Raw genomic sequence first — 24,075 nt, 5'->3', positions numbered from 1 at the left:
GATGTTTACAGTCAGTCCATTAACTCAAAAGAAAATTCGCCACTTTAAAGAGATCAAGCGTGGTTACTGGTCGTTCGTGGTGTTATCAATCATGTTGATCCTTTCTCTGTTTGCAGAGTTGTTGATCAACAGTAAAGCTCTGGTCGTGAAGTATGACGGCAGCTTCTATTTTCCTGTTGCAAGTGATGTGCGTTTGGGCAGCGATTTCGGTCAAGACTCATCGAGTGAGGCGGATTACCGTGTGTTACAAAAGGTATTTGAAGAGCAAGGTGGTGATAACTTTGTCATTTTACCTATCGTACCTTGGAACCCGTATGAACAGGATTTTAGCGGTGACTTCCCGCCAACGGCCCCGAGTGCCGAGAATAAACACTATCTAGGTACTGATGTAATCGGTCGAGATATCTTAGCTCGTCTGGTTTACGGCTTTAGAACCGCGATGGGATTTGCTTTGTTAACCATGATCGTTTCGTACGCGATTGGTACGGCTGTAGGTTGTGCGATGGGATTCTGGGGGGGCAAATTCGATTTGTTCGTTCAGCGATTGATCGAAATTTGGTCGATGGTGCCATTCTTGTACGTCATTATGATTCTGGTTTCAATCGTTCAGCCCACCTTTTCGCTGTTCGTCGCCATCAACGTTCTCTTCTCTTGGATGGGGATGACCTGGTACATGCGGACCATGACCTATAAGGAATCGGCTCGTGAATACGTGATGGCAGCCCGTGCGCTAGGGGCATCAACAGGTCGAATTCTGTTTAATCATATTCTTCCTAATACGATGGTTATGATTGTAACGCTGGCTCCATTTACTATTGCGGCCAACATTACTGCACTAACAGCGTTAGATTACTTAGGCCTTGGCCTGATGCCACCAACACCGAGCTGGGGTGAACTACTGCAACAAGGTAAGTCGAATTTAGACTCGCCATGGATTGTGTCTTCAGTAGTGACTTCGATTGTATTGGTCTTGGTGATGGTGACCTTCATCGGTGAAGCGATCCGAGCGGCTTTCGACCCGAAGAAATTCACACGCTATGTTTAAGTAAGCAAGTGAACAAAACATAAAAAAGGGAAGTTTTATGAATAGATTACTTTTAGCGTCTACGTTGACCGCCCTGAGTTTCGGTGCCATGTCCGCGACGCTTCCGACTGACTTAGACTGGCAAACAAACTGGAATGAGCCGCAATATGGTTCTCCTGAAGCTAAGCGTGGTGGCACTTATCGCACCTACATGTCGAGCTTTCCACAGACATTGCGCAGCGTAGGGCCAGATGCGAATGCGGGTCTACGTTCGCTCTTATTAGACGAAACGCCAGGGTTGGTTGTCCGTCATCCTGATACTCTGGAGTTCATTCCTGAGCTGGCCAATGAATGGGCTTTGGCGGGTGATAACAAGACGGTTTACTTCAGACTCAACCCTGAAGCGAAATGGTCGGATGGCAAACCCGTGACCGCAGACGATTTTGTCTTCATGCTCAAATTCTACCGTTCAAAAGATATTCTGGAACCGTGGTACAACGATTATTACAACAAAACGGTAGCAGACGTCGTTAAATACGATGATCACACGTTTTCCGTTGTCGCGGCCAAGGAGTTCAACGAAGAAGAACTGATGCTGAGAATGGGCGCGTTACGCCCACGACCTGCTCATTTCTATGCTAATCCAGCGAAAGATGAAAACGGTGACGGCATCCATGATAACTTTGTTCGTTACTACAACTTTAAGAGTGAGCCGACCACAAGCGCTTATTACCTAGACGATATCAAGAAGGGCAAAAGCGTAACGTTTAAACACGTTGGTAAAGATTGGTGGGGCTATAGCAATAAGTACTACCAAAATCGCTACAACGTCGACAAAATTCGTATCACTGTCATTCGTGATAATGATATTGCGATGAAGCACTTTGAGAAAGGCAATCTCGACGCCTTTGGCTTAATACTACCAAGCTTGTGGCATGACAAATCTAACTCGGAACCGTATCAAAAGGGTTACATTGAAAAGTTCTGGGGCTACAACCAATACCCTGTGGGGGCTGGTGGCATCTGGATCAACTCAGCGCAGCCACTATTAAATGACCTCAATATTCGTAAAGGGGTCACCTACGCGACGGATTTTGATGGCATGATCGAAAATGTTTTGCGAGGTGACTATTCACGTAAACCGAACCCAACCGGTTTTGGTCATGGCAAATACTCGCTGCCGGATGTAAAAGCACCAGCCTTTGATGTCGATAAAGCCATTGCCGCATTTGAAGCTGCAGGTTTTGACACAATTGGTGCCGACGGCATTCGCGTTAACTCTGAAGGTCAGCGTCTAAGCTTTGAGTTGACCTATGGCACGCCTGTCCACACTCCGCGTATTGCGTATCTTAAAGAGCAGGCTAAGTTGGCAGGCTTGGACATTGAACTGAAGCTGGTAGATGGTTCTTCGATGTTCAAATATGTGCGTGAGAAAAAGCACGACCTCGCTTTCTTGACCATGAGTACTTCCGAGATTCCAACGTATTGGGAATACTTCCATTCGGTGAACGCTAATAAGCCGCAAACGAACAACTTCACTAATTACAGCACACCAGATCTGGATGAAAAAATCATGGCGTATCGTTTCAACTTAGATATGGATAAGAAGGTTAAGCTCGGACACGAAATTCAGCGCGACATTATCGATGCGCACGTGATCATCTCTGGTTATATGGTGCCTTACGTTCGTTACGGCCACTGGCGCTGGCTGAAGTTACCAGAAAAACCGATGAACCGTATGACAGAAGCACTTTACAGTGATGGCGTTATTGGTGACGGCACATACTGGATCGACAGTGATGTGAAAAAAGAAACTCAAAAAGCGATGAAATCGGGTAAGAGTTTTGAGCCTGTGGTTGAAATCGACGACACTTATAAACTGTAAGGAATAAGCCGTAGGGCGATGTTATGGAAAACGATGTAATTTTAAGTGTTAAAGACCTCGAAGTAGAATTTACGACCGACGATGGACCGGTAAAAGTACTGCATGGTGTGAACTTTGATGTTCGAGCTGGGCGCACGCTTGGCTTAGTGGGCGAGTCGGGCAGTGGCAAGAGTGTGACCTCGATGTCTATTATGGGACTGCTGCCGAAACCATACGGTAATATTGTTAAGGGTGAAGTGAATTATCGCGGAACCAATCTGGTGGAACTGCCCGCAAATGAAATGTATGCAATGCGTGGCAACCGTATTTCTATTATCTTCCAGGATCCAATGACCGCACTGAACCCTGTTCACACCATCGGCCGTCAGATATGTGAAGTACTAGAACTACACCGCCCTGAGTTGGATAAAAAGTCACGTGAGTCCTATGCGATTGAAATGCTGGATAAAGTGAAAATTCCAATGCCAGAAAAGCGGCTCAATGAGTATCCGCACAACTTGTCTGGCGGTATGCGTCAGCGTGTCATGATTGCGATGGCGTTGGCCTGTAAACCAGATATCCTAATCTGTGACGAACCAACGACCGCACTGGATGTTACCGTACAGGCGTCTATTCTTGAACTAATGAATGAGCTTCAAGAAGATACTGGTATGGCGATGATCTTCATTACGCACGACCTTGGTGTGGTGGCAGAAGTTTGCGATGACGTGGCAGTGATGTATGGCGGACGCATTGTTGAAAAAGCAGAGATTTTTGAACTGTTTGATAACCCGCAGCACCCATATACTGAGCGTTTGATGGGATTGATGCCAAGCTTAGATAATGAACCTAAGCAGATGATCGACGTCAAACCAATAGATGCAAGCATGTTTGCAAACTAACTCTGGTGCAAAGTGAACGCGTCATAAAAGAGGATGTTATGGCAAAAGAAGTATTAAGAATTGAAAATCTTAAGCAGCACTTTGTATCTGGTAAAGGACTGTTTAAGAAAGGCTACACGATTAAAGCAGTAGACGGTGTGTCTCTGTCTGTCGGTGAAGGGGAAACGCTGGGTCTGGTTGGAGAATCAGGCTGTGGTAAAAGTACCTTAGGTCGAACAATATTAAAGCTTTATGAACCAACGGAAGGTAAAATCTTTTTCGAAGGCAAAGATATCACCAAGCTATCGGTAAAAGAGATGCGCTCTCTGCGTAAAGATATGCAGATTGTATTCCAGGACCCGATGGAGTCGCTCAACCAGCGTCACACAATCGGTATGATTCTGGAAGAGCCCTTTGTTATTCATAAAGTTGGTTCGCCGGCTGAGCGCAAACAGTGGGTGAAAGAGTTATTGGTTAAAGTTGGCCTGCCAGAAACGGCGGTAAATCGTTATCCGCATGAATTTTCTGGTGGTCAGCGCCAACGTATCGGTATCGCTCGTGCGATTGCGCTGAAACCAAAATTATTGATTTGTGATGAGTCTGTTTCGGCACTAGATGTATCCGTTCAGGCACAGATTCTGAATCTGCTGTTACAACTACAGCAAGAAATGAATCTGGCGATCATCTTTATCTCGCATGACCTGTCCGTGGTAAAGCATGTCTCGGATAAAGTGGCCGTCATGTACTTTGGTAAGGTGGTAGAAGCGGGCAACGCTAAAGAGATCTACGCTAACCCACAAAACGAATACACCAAAAAATTGCTATCTGCTATTCCGATTACGCATCCAAAATACAGGAAGAAAAAGCGCGTGGCAGAAAAAAAGCAGCGAGTGGCGTAAACCGTGCCACTTCTAAGTGAAACAATAAACGCTCCGCTAAATAGCTGGAGCGTTTTTCTTTTGTATGCTTTTTGTTCTTACATGCTACACTCAGGCTTATCTCTTTGGTTTTGTTTGGATAATTGACTATGGCGTCAGAGTTACCTAAATCATTCAGCCGACCGTTCTTAAAAGTCTTCCACTTTTTTGAGGCGATATTATTGGTCGCCATTACCTTGGCAACCCTGTATGCCATGGTGGAAGAGTTTGTCCACATTTTTATTGCCAAGCGCGTATTGCTAACAGACATCTTATTGATGTTTATCTACCTCGAAGTGTTAGCTATGGTGCGGCAGTTTGTGATGAATGGGAAAATTCCGGTTCGTTACCCTATCTATATCGCGATGATGGCGATTGCTCGTTACATCACTCTCGGGATGAAAGAGTTGGATGCGGTTCCCGTTGTATGGCTTTCCTTGGCGGCGTTGATACTTGCGGCGGCGACACTATTAATTCGTGTCGGTCACCATTACTGGCCGTACGTAGATAACAGGACTGCAGAAAAAGACGAATAAAGCAGATTTTATCTTCAACAGCTGATGAGTACTTATGAAGGTATATTCTGGTTACGCTGGTTTATTTGTGACACGTGGCTTATTACAAGATTATCTATAAGGATACTTGTCACATTTATTATTCTGCGCAATTTACTTTATCCACCTTTTGTTTGAAAATAAATTCATCGGTCAATCAGCTATAACTAATGATGGAATTAGAAATGAGTGAAAATCTAAAAAATCAAAATAAGTTATGGTCAAGCTCATTAGCTTGGTACACGCACGATTTTGATCTAAAAATTCTTCCTTCTTGCTTTCACGCCTAATTAATACGTCTATTTGGCACCTTATCTCTTTAGCTAAATATTCGTTTTCCTAATATAAAGATTTAAAACGCGATATTTATTATCTGTATTTATAATGCAGGTATTTATTCGTGTTTTATCTAAATTTAATCTTTTAATTTAACTGATTATTTATTCAGTACGAACTCTTACGCCAAAAATAAATTGTGGGTGTGATTAATGTCGTCTGAATAATAAAATAATATTGATAGGTATTATTATGGAAAACTTTAAGCATCTACCTGAGCCATTCCGCATCCGTGTTGTTGAGCCAGTAAAAACAACAACCAGAGAATACCGTGAAGAAGCGATTTTAAAAGCGGGAATGAATCCATTTCTACTAGATAGTGAAGACGTATTTATTGACCTGCTCACTGATAGCGGCACAGGTTCAATCACACAGAAAATGCAAGCGGCAATGCTAATGGGGGATGAAGCCTATAGTGGTAGCCGCAGTTACTATGCGCTTTCAAATGCAGTAAAAGACATTTTTGGTTACGAACTGACTATCCCTACTCACCAAGGTCGTGGTGCAGAGCAGATTTATATCCCAATCCTTATCAAGAAGCGCGAAGAGGAAAAAGGCCTAGACCGTTCTAAGATGGTGGCTCTGTCTAACTACTTCTTCGATACCACCCAAGGTCATACTCAGGTGAACTGCTGTGTAGCGAAAAACGTTTATACAGAAGAAGCTTTTGATACTTCAGTTACTGCTGACTTTAAAGGTAACTTTGATTTAGAAAAACTTGAACTAGCCATTGAAGAAGCTGGCCCGGCTAACGTTCCTTATATTGTAAGTACGATTACTTGTAACTCTGCAGGCGGCCAGCCTGTTTCTATTGCTAACCTGAAAGCGGTTTATGAAATCGCTAAACGCTACGATATCCCAGTCATCATGGACTCGGCTCGTTACGCAGAGAACGCATATTTCGTACAACAACGCGAGCCAGGTTACCAAGACTGGACGATTGAAGAGATCACTCGCGAAACATACAAGTATGCGGATGCGCTAGCGATGTCTGCCAAGAAAGACGCGATGGTACAAATGGGTGGCCTACTATGTTTCAAAGACGAATCCATGATGGATGTATACACTGAGGCTCGTACACTTTGTGTGGTTCAGGAAGGTTTCCCAACTTACGGCGGGCTTGAAGGCGGCGCAATGGAGCGCTTAGCGGTTGGTCTTTATGATGGTATGCGCCAAGAGTGGTTGGAATATCGTATTGGTCAGGTTCAGTATTTAGTTGATGGCCTAGAAGCCATTGGTGTTGTGTGTCAGCAAGCGGGGGGTCATGCGGCGTTCGTCGATGCAGGTAAACTACTGCCTCACATTCCATCGCATCAATTCCCTGCGCATGCCCTTGCTTGTGAGTTGTATAAAGTGGCTGGTATCCGTGCGGTTGAAATCGGTTCTCTTCTGCTCGGTCGAGATCCTGCAACGGGTGAACAGCATGCATGTCCGGCTGAGTTGCTGCGTTTAACAATCCCTCGTGCGACTTACACGCAAACACACATGGATTTTGTTATCGAAGCATTCGAAAAAGTGAAAGCAAACGCTGAAAACGTGAAAGGTTTGGATTTCACTTATGAGCCAAAAGTCCTTCGTCACTTCACTGCCCGACTAAAAGAGGTTTAGTCTAATAGATTAAATAAAATATAAGCGTGCCTCTTTCCTCTGCTGAGGTGCGCTTATTCTCAATACTTACCTCGCACTATAAATATAATTATAAAAACATTAATAACTATTCTAAAAAGTTGGCTGATTGTTTACCCCTATTTAAATACAAATTATAGAGACATGGGTCATGAAAAATAGTCCATCTTTAGTCGGCGGAGCTTGTATTATAGCAAGTGTCTGTGTTGGGGCGGGAATGCTTGGTTTACCAAGTGCAGGCGCAGGTGCTTGGACCGCATGGTCGTTGATTGCAATTACCTTTACCATGGTTATGATGACAGTATCAGGTTGGATGCTGTTAGAAGCTTTCAAACGTTATGATTTAAAAGTATCTTTTAATACGGTAACGAAAGATATGCTAGGTAGTAACGTAAATCGAATTAATAATTTAGCCGTATATTTTGTTGGTGGTATTTTACTTTATGCCTATATCACCTCTTCTGGTTTAATCTTGGAAGGCGTATTAGGTATTAATAATAAAATAGCTTCCGTTTTATTTGTTGCGATCTTTTCTCTTTTCGTATGGCACTCCACTCGAGCGGTCGATCGAATTTCCGTAGTTCTTATTGCTTTTATGGGACTCAGTTTTATCTTCGGTGTATCTGGGTTGGCTGCAAATATTGATATCTCCATTCTGTTTGATCGCGTTAATCAAGAAACGAGTTATGCGCCTTATGCGATGGCGATGCTGCCAGTTGCTTTAACATCATTTGGTTACCATCACTCTGTCGCAAGCATGCGTTCTTACTATGGTTGCGAACATCGCGCGAAGAAAGCCATCTTAGGAGGTACGGTCATTGCGCTGACGCTTTATTTTTTATGGATGGTGAGTATCTACGGTAACCTACCTCGCAGTGAATTCGGTCCAGTTATTGAGCGGGGAGGCAACGTAGAAGCATTGCTATCAGCATTAGGCTCAGCGATTGATTCTGATAAAGTGGCAAGTGCTATTAACACCTTTTCTATGGCCGCGATTCTCTCCTCGTTCATTGGTGTTGGCTTAGGTGTCTTCGATTTCTTAGCTGACTTATTCAAGTTTGAAGACACAAAGCAAGGCCGAACAAAAACATGGCTGGTGACTTTTTTACCACCTCTCGCTCTATCTTTACTCTTCCCATTTGGTTTTGTTATTGCAATTGGTTATGCCGGTGCTGCAGCAACGGTTTGGGCATGTTTGATTCCTGCACTGTTGGCTCGCAAATCTCGCCGTTTAGAAGGTAGTCACGAAGGTTTTGTCGCACCCGGTGGAAATATCATGATTGGCGTATTGATGTTGTTTGGTGTACTGACGGCTGTGTTCCATTTTATGTCGATGCTGAACCTTCTTCCTGTATTTAGCATTTAGTCGTCGATATATGACAACCTTATAACACTGTTTTGAGATACGAAATGACAGAAGAGGTGGCAGAACAAGCACTACAATCTTTAAACAATGCCTTAAGTGGTATGACAATTCTGTATGCAGTCTAGTCTGGTCTAAAGTAGGACAGACACGGACGATGTCTTGGGAGAGCAAAGCAAAAAGACGCTATATGCAGCGTCTTTTTTCTTTCAGAATTCTGACGGGCAATAAACTATGCCATAGAAATTAGACTTAACAGTCCAATAACTGCTGTTGTAGAAAAACACATCAGTGCAGCAGAGATTGAAGGCGTTAACACTTTTCCTAATTCAAGATTATTTTTACCGTCTAATATTGATAAAAGTGCTGAATTCATTTTTTCACCGTAGTTATTGGTTCGTGTCTAAGAACGAAGCGTATTTTACTACTAGTGTGATAAGTGTCAAAGATTTAATCAAAAATAGTTTAAATATCGTACGAAGTTTTGAGTGGACTGCATTGACGGCTCTAGGTTCAGTTCGGAAAACTTATAGATAAGAGCTTTAAAAGTACGCGTAGATGACAGGGGTATTCTACTGTTTTTGCACATAAGGCCTTGATTTTTTATTTAATAAATTTACTTGTGTTAATTGGTTTTGAGGGCTGGCTATTCGCTGCTAGTGCGGTCACTACTGCTGTTTACCCCCCCCCCAATAATCCAGACCTTTCTCTTTTCCTACCAGATTTTACACCCTGCCTGATAGCAGCTTCGCCAATCCTAAATGTGAGAGAACTTTACGTATTGTAGCGTCCAGATGGTCGTTTCATCTCGATATAGGTATGAAGCAGGTTATTGATGGATTTGTTTGTCAGAGCATTACTTTTAGAATTGTCATTATCTAATTAATAGAAATGGTGTGTCAATTTTAGGTGATTTATCTGTCGTATTTATGCAAACAGTTTTTTACATTCATAATGATTTCTTATATGATGAGCAAAATTCTAGAATTCTTATATTAATCAAGGTTAAAGATAATAGAGAACTATTATTGCGGCCCTTTATTGGTATACCCTCACTTGCATATAAAAGGAGATTCAAGTGAAACTTTCACTATTGGCAATAGCGGTTGGCTCCATAATCTTAGTCGGCTGTAATGATAGTAGCACTGATACGATATCGTTTTCTAAGGATGTACGTGCATTCGATGGTGCTATTCAAGGTATGACAGGTCAGTATGATTGTGATGACGGCTCAAACGGCACTATCAGCGCGACTAACTATGATGGTTTTAGCAGCATTGAAGATGAAACATTTGCAACTAGCCCTGAAACTTGTTCTCTAACCTTCAATAAAACTGACGGTGCCGTGGATACATCTAACGGTAAAGACATGTCTAACGTAAGCTACAGTGTGCCAAAAGGCTTGCTCCAAGCGGGTCAAGAAGCAGCGGCAACGCCACTGACTACAATTATTGCCAAAGTGCTTGGTGATGACGTTTATTCTGAAGAAGTTGCTAAAGAGACTTTGATAAAGCTGGGTATCGATGTTGACCAGTTAAACAACGAAGGCGTGGAAATTAATGTTATCGAGCTGCTCACTGATCCTGAAACAGCACTAACTACGCTCAAGGAATCGAATCCATCCGTTTACTCAGAAATCATGGTTACCACAGTCGTACTTTCTGACACACTTGTCGCTCAAGGTGATAAAGCAGATGTAACTGTTGATCAACTTGCCAATGTGGCTAGAAGGGTAAGTAAGGCTGTTCTAAGTGAGCACCCAAGCTATCCGCAGACTAAAGATGGTGAAGAAATCTATGTTGATCTTTCCGCAGCTTTAACTGATGAAACTGTTTTCAGCGAAATTGCTGACGCGGAACAAGACGAAGATGTAGATCCTAATGCCCCAGTCTTTGATAAAATTAATGAAGATATAGCATCAGGTAAGCCAGCGGTTCCTGTCCCTGAGCCTGAACTTCCACCTACGGGCGGTACAGGCGGTACAGGTGGTAGTGGTAGTGAAGGCGGCGGCGGCGCTTAATCACTTTCATTTTCCTTATCATCGTTAAAAGATTAGTCACCCACAGCGCTCGCTTTGGGTGACTTTTTATCAATGGATGTATCGCATGTTCAAACCAAATTATTCATTGCAAAGCTGCATAACAGCAGTTTTGCTCCTTGCCCCCTGTGCCAGTTTTGCCTCACCCGATAACCTCTCTTCTTATCAGAGTTTCACCGGATTAGGATTTACTCCAAATGCTCAGGTGATTGATACTGGCGATTTTCACGTTTCTTTCAGCCAAGGTGTACCTTATAAGGGCTCTATTGCTCAACTTGATGACTGGTTTTTTGGTGCAGGCATTCTTCCTGGTGTCGAAGCTGGGGGGAGAATCGTTACTCAAACTTACGATTGTAATGGTTACTTCGACAACGATTGTGGCATTCGAGACTTGTCAGCATCATTTAAGGCTCAAGTGCCCTATGTCTATGACTTCACCGGTATTCAATTAGCCGTGGGAGCTCAAGATGTTGGCGGTGCTGCCAGCAAGTTTAGATTGGCTTATGTCGTTGCAGATAAGACTTTCGAAGATTTTGGGTTACGTTTTAGTACTGGTTATGGAAAATCCGATCTTAGCCTTGGGATTATGGATGGGCCTTTTGGTGGGGTAGAGTGGCAACCGCTACCCTTTACCCAACTTGTTGGTGAATATGATGCCAGCGAATTCAATGTGACAGCAAAGGTATTTACTCCCGAAGGCTTTTTGCCTTATGGCATTCAAACCTCTGCTCATGTTGAACTTTACACTGGCCATGAGAATAGTGATCAGACGTTATGGGGCATTAATACTGCCATTCCATTATTAGGTTATAGCAGCAATAGCATTAATAGCCGTAAGCGATTGAAACTGGCTGAACAAGAAACGACTGAGCAGCGTCTGGCCTCTGAGTTGTCTGAAAGTAAATCAACCAGCCTGACGTCTTTGCAGCAAGCTCTAAAAAATGAAGGCTTTATCAATATTCAAACCGGCACTCATCTCAACCAATTGGTTGTTGCCGTTGAGAACCGCCGTTATAACCACAATGAAGTGGATGGTGTCGGCGTAGCTCTAGGATTAATCGCAACAAACCTTAGCTACGATACACTTGCTGATATGATAGGTAGTGACAATGCTCCAGTGATCAACTTGCTGCTGCTGAATAACAATATACCTGTAATGCGCGTTTCTACTACACTTGATTGTTATCAAGATTTTTTGGCTACTGGTGAGTTATGCAAGCAGACCTCGTTTTCCTCAAAAGATCTGAATGAATACCGAAAACAGACTCAGTGGATCCACCAGAATATCAACGAAGGGATTGGTCGTTCACAACTCATTTTTGCGCCGATTATGAATTATAATGTAGCCACGGAATATGGTGTGTTTGACTATTCTGTCGGCCTTAGTTCCAATCTGTATACACCACTGTGGCAAGGTGCTGCGTTTGATATCCGACATGTATTGCCGCTTGATGATAGCGATGATTATCAGAGCGGTGGGATCTGGGAAAATCAAAGCTTAGAGAATGAGATTAACCGTGTTCTTATTCACCAAGCTTTCCGTCTACCTATTGATATCATGACTCAGTTTTCGGCAGGTTATATCTATAGTGGTTACCTTGGCGGGATGAATGAAACGCAGTGGAATTCACCTGAGGGAAATCATGGTGTTGGCTTACAAATTAGCGAATTTACATACAAGGATGACGTGGACACTCGTGGTCGTCAAATAGAAGACAAAGCTACCCGTTTAGCCAACTACACCTATTCCAAACCAGACTGGAATTGGCAGTTAAGCTTCCGAGGTGGAGAGTATTGGCGTGGGGATAAAGGCTTTGATATCACGACGACACATTGGTTAGGTGACGCTAAATTCTTTGCGAAATACTTAAACAGTGAAGATGAAGAATTCCTGACTCTTGGGGTCTCTTTGCCGTTGACGCCATGGAGAGATATGAAGCCGGGATACTTACAGGTTAGAGGAATCGATCAATATGAGTTGACGGTGCAAACTCGAATCAATGAGTCTCACAACAATGTGAATACGGGGCTTGGTCAGTCTATTGAGCTGCAACACAGTCTGGAACGTGAGTACCTTAACCGTTCGAGACTAACGCCAGCGTACTTCAATACCAACCAACAGCGTATGAGAAATGCTTATATTCGTTTGCTAGAGCAAGATTTGTAAGTAGATTAAACGTGATATTTAAGGGCGGTTTCCTATTTTGTAGGTACCGCCCTTTTTGCTTTAGGGCTTAATTATTTGAGTGTCACAAATATCGCAAAAACCCTTATTCAATATTCTGGATCTGCTCACGCATCTGTTCAATTAGAACTTTTAGCTCCACGCCAGACGCAGTAATGTCTGTGCTGATCGATTTAGAAGCTAGTGTATTGGATTCACGGTTGAATTCTTGCATCATGAAATCCAGACGACGACCGACCGAGCCACCTTTTTTCAGGATGTTGGTGGTTTCTTTTACGTGAGAGTCGAGGCGATCCAGCTCTTCTGCGACGTCTGATTTCTGTGCCAATAGGATCAGCTCTTGCTCTACGCGAGACGGATCCAATTCAACTTTGGCATCTTCAAATTTCGAGAACAGACGCTCACGTTGCCATTCTAGGATTTCTGGCATGCGCGCACGAACTTTTACCACTTCTGAAGTGATAGCATCTAGGCGTTGTTCGATAAGCGCTTTCATATTGTCGCCTTCACGAGCACGCGCATCGATAAACTCACTTAGCGCTTCATCAAAAGCACTCAGTAAAACTTTGTTTACCTCATCCATATCCTGTTCCGGCGTTTCCATCACGCCCGGCCATTGCATGACTTGGAATGGATTAATGCGGCTAAGTTCGCCCGTCATGTGCATCACTTGTTCTGCCGCTTTAATCACTTGGTTGGCGAGTGTTTCATTGATGCTAAGCTCACCTTTTGCTGCCGGATTGGCTTCAAAGCGAAGGTTGCACTCTACTTTACCGCGAGCAAGACGCTTACGAAAACGGTCACGTAGTAAAGGTTCTAAAGCGCGAAACTGTTCTGGCATGCGGAAATAAGTTTCCAAGTAGCGCTGGTTTACGCTGCGGATTTCCCATACCGCTGAGCCCCAGTCACCTTTCACTTCTTTGCGCGCATACGCCGTCATACTGTAAATCATCGAATTTTCCTGTCTTCAATTTTTGAAAATTACCTAGAGAGTGTATCACGGAGTGTGGATTGGTGCGCGCGATGAACCGTAATGTATCGGGGAAATGCTCATCGATTGCATGACTTGTAACCTAGGAATCCGGAATCGATTCCGCTATAATCTTCGCCCAATCAAATCGTCTTCTCCTCATATTTAAGGTAGATGCCCATGCGTCCAAACGATCGCAAGGCGGACCAAGTTCGCCCAATCAAAATTACTCGTAACTACACAGCTTATGCTGAAGGCTCAGTGTTAGTGGAGTTCGGTAATACCAAAGTGTTGTGTAATGCGACCGTCGAAGAATCTGTGCCACGCTGGCTAAAAGGCCAAGGTAAAGGCTGGGTAACTGCAGAATACGGCATGCTGCCACGTGCAACACACTCCCGTACTCGTCGCGAAGCGGCAAATGGTAAGCAGGGTGGCCGCACTATGGAAATTCAACGCCTTATCGCGCGCAGCTTACGTGCTGTTGTCGACTTAAAAGCGATGGGTGAGTTCATGATCACCGTTGACTGTGACGTTATTCAAGCGGATGGCGGCACAAGAACTGCTTCTATCAGTGGCGCAAGCGTTGCGATGGCAGACGCGTTCCAGCACCTAGTAGACAGTGGTAAGCTAAAAGCTAACCCAATGAAAGGCCACGTAGCCGCAGTATCTGTTGGTTTGCTGGGTGATGAAGTATTGTGTGACCTTGAATATGTAGAGGACTCAGCAGCCGATACCGACATGAACGTCGTCATGACTGAAGAAGGTAAGATGATTGAAATTCAAGGTACTGCAGAAGGCGAACCGTTCAGTCACGAGCAGCTGATGGCACTGCTAGAGTCGGCGAAAGTCGGCATTAGCGAAATCGTCACGGCGCAGAAGGCGGCGTTAGAAAATTAATTATTTAAAAATAGCTTCCCCGCAAAGGAAGCTATTTTTTTGCTTATTTTTAGGTTTTTAGTCCTAAAACGTTAATACTGATATCCACAAACTGAAAATTGAGAGAAATCCATGAAAGCATACCAGCGTGAATTTATTGAGTTTGCACTTGAGAAAGAAGTTCTTAAGTTTGGTGAGTTTACTTTGAAATCAGGCCGTAAGAGCCCTTACTTCTTTAACGCTGGTCTTTTCAATACAGGTCGTGACCTTGCTCGTCTTGGTCGTTTCTACGCAGCTGCATTGGCAGACTCGGGTATCGAGTTCGACGTGCTATTTGGCCCTGCGTACAAAGGCATCCCTATCGCGACGACAACGGCAGTGGCACTTGCTGATCACCACGATATCGACACGCCTTACTGCTTCAACCGCAAAGAAGCGAAAGATCACGGTGAAGGCGGCAACCTGGTCGGTTCTGCTCTGGAAGGTCGCATCATGCTGGTTGATGACGTGATTACTGCTGGTACCGCGATTCGTGAATCGATGGAAATCATCAAGTCGAATGGCGCCGACTTAGCGGGCGTATTAGTGGCTATTGACCGCCAAGAAAAAGGCAAGGGCGAACTGTCTGCGATTCAGGAAGTAGAGCGTGACTTCGGCTGTGCAGTTATCTCTATCGTGAGCTTGGGCGACCTAGTCACTTACCTTGAAGAGAAAGGTAACGCGACAGAGCATCTGGAAGCAGTAAAAGCGTACCGCGCGGAATACGGCATTTAATCTATTCTGAAGCTTTAAATAGTAAAAGGGGCTGGTGGATATCCATCAGCCCCTTTCCTTTATTAGGTATTATCTGTAGCGGATGCCTTTCGGCACGCTTTCATCTTGCATGGTTTTGTAGCGTTTATGCAGCCACATCCATTGTTCAGGAGCGCGCAAGATGACTTCTTCCACATATTTGTTCATGTACGCTGCAGCGGCAACTTCATCCTTTTTCGGGTAATCGGCTTCAATGCATTTATCAGCGATGATCTCGTATTTACCTTGCTCATTACGGAAACCCGAGCCTGGAATGATGGCACATTTCGACGTATAAGCCAGAATGCTCGTACCTGTTGTCGTACAGGCATCTTCTACCGCGAAAAATGGCACATACACCGATTTGTTACGCCCATAGTCGTGGTCTGGTAGATAGAACAGACGTTCACCATTGCGCAGCACGCGAATCATCTTTTTCACGTCTTTACGGTCAATCAGTTTGTTGCCATTATGGGTTCGTCCCCAGTATTGGATAAAGTTATAAGCTGGGTTGTCGTGCGGACGAAACGCCCCATAACCTGCTAATCCCATTACCGCAAAAGCACGTGCTGTGATTTCTAGGTTCAATGCATGCACACAGCAAAGTAGCACGCCTTTGCCTTCTTTTGCTTTCTCTTTTAGTGCACCGAGATCTTTTTCTACCAGCAGAGTTTTAAAGCGCCAGGTTGGCCAGAACCAGGTAATGCCAGTTTCGATCAGCGCCATACCAGTATTTTTGAAGTTCTCTTCGACGATACGGTCGATGTCCTCTTGAGGCTTATCCGGAAAAGCCAACTCCAGGTTGCGCTTTGCAACGTGTACACGTTTTTTACCATAGCGCATGCCGAGCTTGCCAACTGATTGGCCTAACGACAGAAGCAAGCGGTAAGGGAGAATATTAACGATGATCGCCAGTAGACCAAACCCTATCCATACGCCCCAGTTACGTGGATGGAGCAGGGAAAGAGAAAACTCTGGCTGCATTTGTTTGTCTTTACTCATAATCTCTACTTAATTTGTGCGCTGAGCAAGGCCCAGTATTCATCAAAGTTGGCAGTAGGTTGATATTTGAAGTCACTACGAACAAAGCGGTTTAGACTGCCTTCTACTTGACCTAGGATCTGTGCCGCAAGAATGCGTTCTTCTACAGGGAAAGATTTCCCTTCACGAAGTTTACGTTCACGTAAAATCTGACGCAGTTGCGTTTCAATTCGTTCGAATAACTGGTTGATTCTCTCACGCAGACGTTCATTCTCAAACATTAGAGCATGACCTGACAGAATGCGTGTCAGACCTGGGTTACGCTCTGAAAAGACCAGAATCAGGTGCATCACCATACGAATACGCTCTAAGGTATCTTTTTCGTCGTCCAGAATACGGTTAATGCGAGTCATTAATGCTTCTTCAATGAACTCGATCAAACCTTCGAACATTCGCGCTTTACTTGGGAAATGGCGGTAGAGCGCCGCTTCTGAAACGCCAACTTGTTTCGCCAGTTTTGCCGTAGTAATACGTGAAGCGCCTTCTGTAGATTCAAGCATCTGTGCTAACGCTTGCAAGATCTCTTCACGACGATTGGATTTTTTACTGCCGGCCATTAGTTATTTCCTTTCAAAATACAAAGTTGAGCGGAGGAGATTATAAGATGCTAAGTCGGATCAAACTAGACTACTGAGGGTGGATTGGGAGTTACAACACCCTCAATTGTCATGTTTGTACTAAATTTTCGCCAAATTCTTTTCAAAAAATGAGCACTAATTACATTAATGCGTGCATTTTTTCGAGGATTTTAAAACTCAGGCCTTCTTTTGATTCTAAAGCGAGAGCAAGCTCTCCTTCTGGCCAGAAAAGAGTAATCGCGTTGTCATTGCTGTTGAAGCCCTGACCTTCAACCGAGACATCATTAGCGCAGATCATATTGAGGTTTTTCTTCACTAACTTACCGCGCGCATACGTTTCAACGTCATTGGTTTCTGCGGCGAAGCCGACGGTAAATGGGCGTTTATCTGTCATTGCTGCAACCGACGCTACAATATCAGGGTTCTTCACCATTTTGATGACCATCTGGTCGTTGTCTTCTGTCTTTTTCAACTTTTGAGACGCGATGTCCTCAGGTCGATAATCGGCAACCGCTGCACAGCTGATAAACGCATCATGGCTGGTGGCTTGCTCCATCACAGCATCAAACATCTCTTGCGCACTTGCGACGTTAATGCGCTCAACGCCAACTGGTGTGCTTAAACTAACTGGGCCACTTACTAGAGTAACCTTCGCCCCCAGTTGTGCTGCTGCATTCGCCAGTGCAAAGCCCATTTTTCCTGAACTGTGGTTGCTGATGTAACGCACAGGGTCGATGGCTTCTCGGGTTGGGCCTGCTGTGATCAGCACGGATTTACCTTCTAGTAACTTAGGCTGAAAAAACTGCTCACACAGATGAACCAGCTGCATTGGTTCTAACATACGGCCTGGGCCGACATCGCCACAAGCCTGCTCTCCAGCTGCAGGTCCCCAGATATGCATGCCACGACGTTCTAGCGTCGAGATGTTTTCTTGGGTGGCAACATTACGGTACATTTGCTGATTCATTGCTGGAGATACCGCGACTGGCGAATCAGTGGCTAACACTAGGGTTGTCAGTAAGTCATTTCCCATCCCTGCAGACATACGGGCAATCAAATCGGCCGTTGCTGGCGCGAGCAGCACTAAATCAGCCCATTTTGCCAATTCAATATGCCCCATCGACGCTTCTGCTGCGGGATCTAATAAACTGTCAGAGACAGGTCGACCAGAAACGGCTTGCATCGTGAGTGGAGTAATAAACTCTTTGGCCGCCTTGGTCATGACAACCTGAACTTGCGCGCCTCTTTCTATTAGGCGACGGGTTAGCTCCGCACATTTATACGCGGCAATACCGCCACTGATGCCGAGTAGAATTTTCTTTCCTGCTAGTGTTTGCATGTGAGATCTCCAATTTTTCTGGCGACGAGTTTAGCACAACTAAAAGTGTTACCGCCTGCGTATATTTAGCTTGGTTGTTTTGCTATGTCATTATTATGCGGTTCCAATTTGAGGTTGGGTCATCCCATTATGCTTGCTAAGAATTTAGAGTCTGGTTGCCAACTTTAAACTCTGATGAACTACTGAGTTTCACAGAAAATTAGAACTGAACTAAAAAAGCGAAAGTCATCCTCGACTTTCGCTTTTTGTTTTGTGGAATAGGGGCTCTTACCTTTAAAGAGACAGTCGATGATTCTCAAATCCTTACCGAATGAGTCCATGCCCAGAGAGAAGCTCCTCATGCGAGGACCACAGGCGCTGACGGATGCTGAATTACTTGCCATATTTCTGCGTACAGGCACACAAGGCATGAATGTGATTGAACTGGCGGATTTCCTTATTCAGGATTTTGGTTCGCTCAGGCAGCTGTTTTCGGCATCAGAAAAAGAGTTCTGCCAACATAAAGGTTTAGGGCAGGCAAAATATGTCCAACTACAAGCCGTGCTTGAGATGGCTCAACGTTATTTAGCGGAAACTTTAAAGCGTGGTGATGCCTTAACTAGCCCGGAACAGACAAAGTTGTACCTCTCTTCTATTTTAAGAGATCGACAAAGAGAGGCTTTTTATATTCTTTTTCTCGATAATCAGCACCGAGTTATAAAAGATGAAATCTTATTCGAAGGGACGCTGGATGCTGCGTCGGTTTACCCGCGAGAAGTGGTGAAGCGAGCCTTGCATCATAACGCCGCAGCCTTGATTCTCGCTCACAATCATCCTTCAGGTGTGGCGGAGCCGAGCCAGTCTGACAGAAGAATTACTCGCCGTTTAATCGATGCTTTAGCACTGGTAGATATTCGCATTTTGGACCATTTCGTCATCGGCGATGGAGAAAGTGTCTCTTTTGCTGAGAGAGGATGGATATAACTGTGCGTTTTTTAGGTTGTTAGTTGCAAAAAATCTGCTATCATCCACGCCACTAAATTTTAAACTAAATTCAGCTTGGACTGCTAGAAAAAACCTGCTGTCTAAAAAAAGATCACGAAAACCTGTAAAAAGGATCTGTTCGGGTCTTGAGCAATGCATGTCAAGTTAGTATAATGCGCGACCTTTGATAGCCTTGTATGGATTTTCCATAGCGGTTCTTAACCTCTAACTTCTTTTTGAGAGATAGAGAGGTTCGGCCACCAAGGTTGATATCGAGCTGAAACGATTTTGGAGAAGACATTCATGTCACGAGTATGCCAAGTAACTGGTAAGCGTCCAGTAACGGGTAACAACCGTTCACACGCACGAAATGCTACTAAGCGTCGTTTTCTGCCGAACCTACAAACTCATCGTTTCTGGGTAGAGAGCGAAAAACGTTTTGTTAAACTACGTCTATCTGCTAAAGGTATGCGCATCATCGACAAGAAAGGTATTGATACTGTTCTTGCAGACATGCGTACACGTGGCGAAAACGTTTAAGAGGAAATAAGCAATGGCAAAGAAAGGCGTTCGTGAGAAAATCCGTCTAGTATCTTCTGCAGGTACTGGCCACTTCTACACAACTGATAAGAACAAGCGTAACATGCCAGGCAAATTTGAGATCAAGAAATTTGATCCAGTTGTACGCCAGCACGTTATGTACAAAGAAGCAAAAATCAAATAATTGGTTTCTGAATCTTTTACGAATTGAAAAACCCAGCTTTCGAGTTGGGTTTTTTATTACCTCCAGTTTCTCACATTCATCCTCACTAATGTTCTTCGCGGCTTTTCCGCACTTCTGCTTACAGATTTTCTAGTCAATATTTACCTGCTTTGCTAATTTATTGTGACTTGCAGAAATTAGGAGCGGTTATGCGCGTTAGTCCGGCTCGTCGTCGCCGATGGAACAATATTCTTATCCTAGGCATCATCGCTTTTATTGTGATTTTAAATGCACCGATGTGGATCAAAACCTATTTGTTATCGGAAGAGGCGGATCCTTATCCAAACTTGCTTCGTTCTGATCACGAGGTGAGTGCGATTTACTATAGCGGTTGGGAATTGGAGCTTAAAAATGGCCGGTGGCAATCCAACCTCAAAATTAGCATTCCCGCTGAAGAACTCGTGGCTCGCTGGCAATCACTTGAAGGTACCGAGTTATCCGAAAAGCAGTACGAGACACTAAAACCACAACTCGATACACCAGAAACGATTGAAGTTTGGTATCAGGGGCTCGACGAACCACAGCGGGTGACCTTCTATCGTTTAGCCGATTTTTGGCTGTTCAAGAACTGGCAAGATAAATGGATCGCGATTTCGGTCGACGGTGATTACATTGTTCCAGAGTAAGCTGAATGTGTGAAGTGTATATCTGAGTACATTTCTATTATGCTAGCGGCGCAGATTGATTAACAAAATGAATGGAGTCGACAATGCCTGAATTACCTGAAGTCGAAGTCAGCCGTATGGGAATTACGCCACATATGCTCGGTCAAACGATCCAAGCATTTGTCTTCCGGACCCCGAAGTTACGCTGGGATATTCCTCAGGAGCTGAAACAACTTGAAGGGCAGGTCATTCGCGCAATTCGTCGTCGCGCAAAATACCTGCTTATTGAGACCGATATGGGAACCGCGATTGTACATTTGGGTATGTCGGGCTCGTTGCGTGTGCTTGATGCGGATTTTCCTCCAGCTAAACATGATCATGTTGATCTGAAGCTGACCAATGGCAAAGTGCTACGCTATAACGATCCGCGCCGATTTGGTGCTTGGCTGTGGTGTGCGCCGGGTGAGTCTCATGCAGTACTTGACCATATGGGGCCAGAACCGTTAACGGAAGAGTTTCAATCGGAGTATGTGGCAGAGAAAGCCAAAGGTAAACGTGTCGCGGTAAAGCAGTTCATCATGGACAATAAAGTCGTGGTTGGTGTTGGTAATATTTACGCCAACGAATCCCTGTTTAAATCTCGGATCCTTCCAACCAGACCCGCTGGCAAAGTCACCTTGCAAGAATGGGCGTTACTGGTTGCGAACATTAAAGCCACACTAGAAATCGCAATCAATCAAGGTGGCACCACGCTCAAGGATTTTGCGCAGGCAGATGGCAAACCAGGATACTTTGCTCAAGAGTTATTGGTATACGGCAAAGCGGGTGAGCCTTGCCCTGAGTGTGGAGAGCCGCTTCAAGAGCAGAAGATTGGTCAGCGGAATACTTTCTTTTGTAATGAGTGCCAGAAGTGAAATATGTCTCAGGGCAAATTATATTTGCCCTGATTTTTCAAAGTACTTCTTTGCCACTAATAGAGAGATTAGTTTTTCTCGTTTCGGGTTTTTAAACTGCTCCACCCATTCGTGCGCATTTTGGATGATGGTCTCTGCCTCTTCAGGATGAGCGATGTAGTATTCCATTTTATCGATCAAATCAGAGTAATCGGCTTTCACCTCTACATAGTGAACACCTGCTTGCAAGCGACCTTCCATAAACCAAGTCTCATACTTAGGCTTAGACATGATCACCAGCGAGTTTGATGACATCGCCCACTTGAGGTTAGTCGCAACATCATTGCCTTCAATGGCGAGCAAAAATTTGTATTTAAGTTGTTCTTCAATCGACATAAATCCTTTTTCCCAAGGATCGCCGTTGATCGGTTGTGTCTGACCAATGTTACATTGCGGGTGGTTATAGAACTGTTCAATCACCTTTTTACGGTGTGGTTGATATCCAACACCACGCCATGCAGCCATGTCTTTCTTACTTCTAAATGACTGTTTATCAGAAATAAACTGGAAATGACGAATCTCATTCAACTTTAATAAGATGGAGTTTTGATTGTTTTCCCCAATCGGTCGACTTTTGAGAAAGCATGGGTATTCCGGAATATAACGAATATCACCATTCAAAAACTGGAAAAAGTATCGAGATGGAAAGGACTTAACCACTTTATGTAGGTCGAAATAGTATGTTGTGCCGCCTGTCTTTTTGTATTCGCCAACATGTGTCGACTCGTTTTCAGGAAGTTCAAATCGATCGTTAATCTTGTTGTAGTAATCGACTCTATCTTGGATGTAGGAATCCATTGGATATTTATCGATAAAGTAACAAGCTGATTTACTTCTAATGGCGTTAGGCACTAGGACTTGCAGACCATTCGTGAGGTAATACTTAAACTTCCTCAAACTCATCGCGCTACCTTTTTATTGATAGCGATATGAACACATTCAGGTACAAACTGTTTTACATCTCCACCATGAATTGCAACTTCACGAACAATGGTAGAAGACAGGAAGGCATATTCATCGGCTGGAGTAAGAAATACACTTTCCATTCCCGGCAACAGTTTACGGTACATGCTGGTAAGACCGAATTCGTATTCAAAGTCGACCGTTGTTCTCAGGCCACGTACCAGTACGTTTGCTTCTTGCTCTCGAGCGAAATCAACCAGTAGCCCACTAAAGCCTGCTGTCGATACATTACTTAAATGTGCCGTTGATTCTTCAACCAGTTTTACGCGTTCTTCTAGGCTAAAAAGCGTATTTTTAGAAGGGCTTGCCGCGACACCGATTACAATTTGGTCAAACATGTCTGCGGCACGAGTAATGATATCAAGGTGACCATTGGTGATTGGGTCGAAAGTACCTGGGTATATGACTTTTTTCATCGTAAAACTGTCTCGTAAATGTCTACGTATTGATTAGCAGTGTAGTTGATATCAAACAATTTCAATTTTTCTTGCCCCTGAGCGATGAAGGATTGCTTAAGTTCATCATCTCGGGCGATTGTTACTATTGCATCTGCCAGTTCTTGTGGGCTTCCGGGCTCAATCAGTAATCCATTTGAGTGGTGGTCGATGATGTCGGGAATACCACCAGTGTTGGTGCCAATGACTGGCAAACCAGAGCCCATTCCTTCCAAAATGACAGAGCCAAGTCCTTCGGTATACGATGGGTGAACTTGTAAGTCTGCGGCTGCAAACCAGTCTCCCATATTGTTCTGTTTACCTTCAAAACTGATGTTAGTTAGGCCTTCCGCTTGTGCCTCAAGTGCTTGTCGCTCTGGACCATCGCCTAACAAACAGATGTGAATAGAGGGGGCCATATCTTTTAGTAGCCTTGCTGCTTCGACAGTGACATTGAAGCCTTTATGTTTGAGCATGTTTGCGCCATGAATAACCAAAAACTTGTCAGCAAAGCGCTCTCTTATGGCTTGTACAGCTTGTTTATCTACAGGGTATACCACTGGGGAGCTTGGTATTTTGTAAGTGATAGCTGTCGGGTAGGCGTCTTTGACTCTCTGAACAATCGCTGTGCTTAAGCCAACCACCGCACTTGCTTTAGAGTAGGCTAAATTTGCCAGCCACTTTTTCTTCAATGAGTTATCGATACGGCGAGTAACGATATAAGGTGTACCATAAAGCATGTGTTGGATGAGAGCCCAATAAATTGCCCGCCCTTCATGAACATGTATAAGTGAACAATTTTGAGTTACAGCTTTAGAGTGTGCCTTGGTAAAGTGAGTGGCCAGCACTAGCTTAACGTCCAGTTTACGTATGGCATCAGCGAAAGGACTTTTGGGGTTAGCGACTACTGTAAGGTTATAACCCAATTTGACTTGTTGCTGGATAAGCTGGAGAGTTTGGTTTTCTCCTCCATGGTAGCCAGAAGCCAAGTTCACATGGCAAATATTCAT

The 24,075-nt window shown here is 44.2% G+C and carries 24 protein-coding genes; 16 read left to right on the top strand and 8 right to left on the bottom strand.

All coding sequences use genetic code 11. The features are described 5' to 3' along the window. Position 1 precedes the first annotated feature (1 nt). The 7 genes from L3V31_RS10275 (at position 2) to L3V31_RS10245 (ending at position 8,568) form a co-directional block, all read left to right on the top strand. A complete protein-coding gene (locus tag L3V31_RS10275) occupies positions 2 to 1,045 on the top strand; it encodes an ABC transporter permease subunit (protein ID WP_237315956.1) in 1,044 nt (347 codons plus the stop codon). 37 nt (positions 1,046 to 1,082) lie between these two features. Next, a complete protein-coding gene (locus L3V31_RS10270) occupies positions 1,083 to 2,909 on the top strand; it encodes an extracellular solute-binding protein (RefSeq protein WP_237315955.1) in 1,827 nt (608 codons plus the stop codon). A gap of 23 nt (positions 2,910 to 2,932) precedes the next feature. Continuing rightward, complete coding sequence (locus L3V31_RS10265) at positions 2,933 to 3,790, top strand: ABC transporter ATP-binding protein (protein ID WP_237315954.1); 858 nt, start codon at positions 2,933 to 2,935, stop codon at positions 3,788 to 3,790. A 38-nt stretch (positions 3,791 to 3,828) separates the two neighbouring features. Continuing rightward, the gene (locus L3V31_RS10260; protein ID WP_237315953.1) at positions 3,829 to 4,668 is read left to right on the top strand and encodes an ATP-binding cassette domain-containing protein; all 840 of its coding nucleotides are present in this window, start codon (positions 3,829 to 3,831) and stop codon (positions 4,666 to 4,668) included. A 128-nt stretch (positions 4,669 to 4,796) separates the two neighbouring features. Next, positions 4,797 to 5,222, top strand: coding sequence for a phosphate-starvation-inducible PsiE family protein (locus L3V31_RS10255; protein WP_237315952.1), 426 nt, complete (start codon positions 4,797 to 4,799; stop codon positions 5,220 to 5,222). 546 nt (positions 5,223 to 5,768) lie between these two features. Further along, positions 5,769 to 7,184 carry a tryptophanase gene (gene tnaA, locus L3V31_RS10250; RefSeq protein WP_237315951.1) on the top strand — a complete coding sequence of 472 codons (1,416 nt, stop codon included), beginning with the start codon at positions 5,769 to 5,771 and terminating at the stop codon, positions 7,182 to 7,184. 169 nt (positions 7,185 to 7,353) lie between these two features. Beyond that, the gene (locus L3V31_RS10245; RefSeq protein ID WP_237315950.1) at positions 7,354 to 8,568 is read left to right on the top strand and encodes an aromatic amino acid transporter; all 1,215 of its coding nucleotides are present in this window, start codon (positions 7,354 to 7,356) and stop codon (positions 8,566 to 8,568) included. 229 nt (positions 8,569 to 8,797) lie between these two features. Here L3V31_RS10245 and L3V31_RS10240 read toward each other — a convergent pair whose 3' ends face one another. Continuing rightward, on the bottom strand, positions 8,798 to 8,941 hold the full coding sequence (locus L3V31_RS10240) for a hypothetical protein (protein ID WP_237315949.1): 144 nt from the start codon (positions 8,939 to 8,941) through the stop codon (positions 8,798 to 8,800). 702 nt (positions 8,942 to 9,643) lie between these two features. Here L3V31_RS10240 and L3V31_RS10235 point away from each other — a divergent pair. Both L3V31_RS10235 and L3V31_RS10230 read left to right on the top strand, forming a co-directional pair. Then, positions 9,644 to 10,585 carry an excinuclease ATPase subunit gene (locus tag L3V31_RS10235; protein WP_237315948.1) on the top strand — a complete coding sequence of 314 codons (942 nt, stop codon included), beginning with the start codon at positions 9,644 to 9,646 and terminating at the stop codon, positions 10,583 to 10,585. Positions 10,586 to 10,670: 85 nt separating this feature from the next. Continuing rightward, complete coding sequence (locus tag L3V31_RS10230; RefSeq protein ID WP_237315947.1) at positions 10,671 to 12,770, top strand: YjbH domain-containing protein; 2,100 nt, start codon at positions 10,671 to 10,673, stop codon at positions 12,768 to 12,770. A 103-nt stretch (positions 12,771 to 12,873) separates the two neighbouring features. Here the strand turns inward: L3V31_RS10230 and L3V31_RS10225 are convergent, their stop codons facing one another. Beyond that, a complete protein-coding gene (locus L3V31_RS10225; RefSeq protein WP_237315946.1) occupies positions 12,874 to 13,740 on the bottom strand; it encodes a YicC/YloC family endoribonuclease in 867 nt (288 codons plus the stop codon). A gap of 198 nt (positions 13,741 to 13,938) precedes the next feature. Here L3V31_RS10225 and rph point away from each other — a divergent pair, with 198 nt between their 5' ends. Next, positions 13,939 to 14,655: a ribonuclease PH gene (gene rph / locus L3V31_RS10220; RefSeq protein WP_237315945.1), complete on the top strand. Its 717-nt coding sequence runs from the start codon at positions 13,939 to 13,941 to the stop codon at positions 14,653 to 14,655. A 111-nt stretch (positions 14,656 to 14,766) separates the two neighbouring features. After that, positions 14,767 to 15,408 (top strand): orotate phosphoribosyltransferase, encoded by a 642-nt coding sequence (pyrE, locus tag L3V31_RS10215; protein ID WP_237315944.1) that lies wholly within the window; start codon positions 14,767 to 14,769, stop codon positions 15,406 to 15,408. Positions 15,409 to 15,477: 69 nt separating this feature from the next. Here the strand turns inward: pyrE and L3V31_RS10210 are convergent, their stop codons facing one another. The 3 genes from L3V31_RS10210 to coaBC form a co-directional block, all read right to left on the bottom strand. Then, positions 15,478 to 16,428: a Kdo(2)-lipid IV(A) acyltransferase gene (locus L3V31_RS10210; protein ID WP_237315943.1), complete on the bottom strand. Its 951-nt coding sequence runs from the start codon at positions 16,426 to 16,428 to the stop codon at positions 15,478 to 15,480. 5 nt (positions 16,429 to 16,433) lie between these two features. Further along, on the bottom strand, positions 16,434 to 17,024 hold the full coding sequence (gene slmA, locus L3V31_RS10205; protein WP_014230582.1) for a nucleoid occlusion factor SlmA: 591 nt from the start codon (positions 17,022 to 17,024) through the stop codon (positions 16,434 to 16,436). Between the two features lie 160 nt (positions 17,025 to 17,184). After that, the gene (gene coaBC / locus L3V31_RS10200; protein WP_237315942.1) at positions 17,185 to 18,384 is read right to left on the bottom strand and encodes a bifunctional phosphopantothenoylcysteine decarboxylase/phosphopantothenate--cysteine ligase CoaBC; all 1,200 of its coding nucleotides are present in this window, start codon (positions 18,382 to 18,384) and stop codon (positions 17,185 to 17,187) included. Between the two features lie 288 nt (positions 18,385 to 18,672). Between coaBC and radC the strand changes: the two genes are divergently transcribed. The 5 genes from radC to mutM all read left to right on the top strand — a co-directional run bounded on the left by radC (position 18,673) and on the right by mutM (position 21,629). Then, on the top strand, positions 18,673 to 19,347 hold the full coding sequence (gene radC, locus L3V31_RS10195; RefSeq protein WP_237315941.1) for a DNA repair protein RadC: 675 nt from the start codon (positions 18,673 to 18,675) through the stop codon (positions 19,345 to 19,347). Positions 19,348 to 19,650: 303 nt separating this feature from the next. Beyond that, on the top strand, positions 19,651 to 19,887 hold the full coding sequence (gene rpmB / locus L3V31_RS10190; RefSeq protein WP_041156229.1) for a 50S ribosomal protein L28: 237 nt from the start codon (positions 19,651 to 19,653) through the stop codon (positions 19,885 to 19,887). A gap of 13 nt (positions 19,888 to 19,900) precedes the next feature. Further along, positions 19,901 to 20,071, top strand: coding sequence for a 50S ribosomal protein L33 (gene rpmG / locus L3V31_RS10185; RefSeq protein WP_004410866.1), 171 nt, complete (start codon positions 19,901 to 19,903; stop codon positions 20,069 to 20,071). Between the two features lie 188 nt (positions 20,072 to 20,259). After that, entirely contained in the window at positions 20,260 to 20,736 is a 477-nt protein-coding gene (locus L3V31_RS10180) for a hypothetical protein (RefSeq protein WP_237315940.1), read from the top strand. A gap of 83 nt (positions 20,737 to 20,819) precedes the next feature. Further along, positions 20,820 to 21,629: a bifunctional DNA-formamidopyrimidine glycosylase/DNA-(apurinic or apyrimidinic site) lyase gene (gene mutM / locus L3V31_RS10175; RefSeq protein ID WP_237315939.1), complete on the top strand. Its 810-nt coding sequence runs from the start codon at positions 20,820 to 20,822 to the stop codon at positions 21,627 to 21,629. An 18-nt stretch (positions 21,630 to 21,647) separates the two neighbouring features. On the opposite strand, the gene L3V31_RS10170 is transcribed toward mutM, so the two are convergent. Genes L3V31_RS10170 through L3V31_RS10160 form a run of 3 tightly spaced genes read right to left on the bottom strand, consistent with a single transcriptional unit; the run spans position 21,648 to position 24,075 of the window. Beyond that, a complete protein-coding gene (locus L3V31_RS10170; protein ID WP_237315938.1) occupies positions 21,648 to 22,571 on the bottom strand; it encodes a glycosyl transferase family 90 in 924 nt (307 codons plus the stop codon). Further along, complete coding sequence (gene coaD / locus L3V31_RS10165) at positions 22,568 to 23,047, bottom strand: pantetheine-phosphate adenylyltransferase (protein ID WP_237315937.1); 480 nt, start codon at positions 23,045 to 23,047, stop codon at positions 22,568 to 22,570. The genes L3V31_RS10170 and coaD overlap by 4 nt, the downstream gene beginning before the upstream one ends. Further along, positions 23,044 to 24,075, bottom strand: coding sequence for a glycosyltransferase family 4 protein (locus L3V31_RS10160; RefSeq protein ID WP_237315936.1), 1,032 nt, complete (start codon positions 24,073 to 24,075; stop codon positions 23,044 to 23,046). The genes coaD and L3V31_RS10160 overlap by 4 nt, the downstream gene beginning before the upstream one ends.

The sequence above is a fragment of the Vibrio sp. J1-1 genome (genome assembly GCF_021728395.1).
Taxonomy (GTDB): domain Bacteria; phylum Pseudomonadota; class Gammaproteobacteria; order Enterobacterales; family Vibrionaceae; genus Vibrio.
The sequence above is the reverse complement of the archived record's forward strand: the minus strand, read 5'-3'. Positions and strand labels throughout refer to the sequence as shown.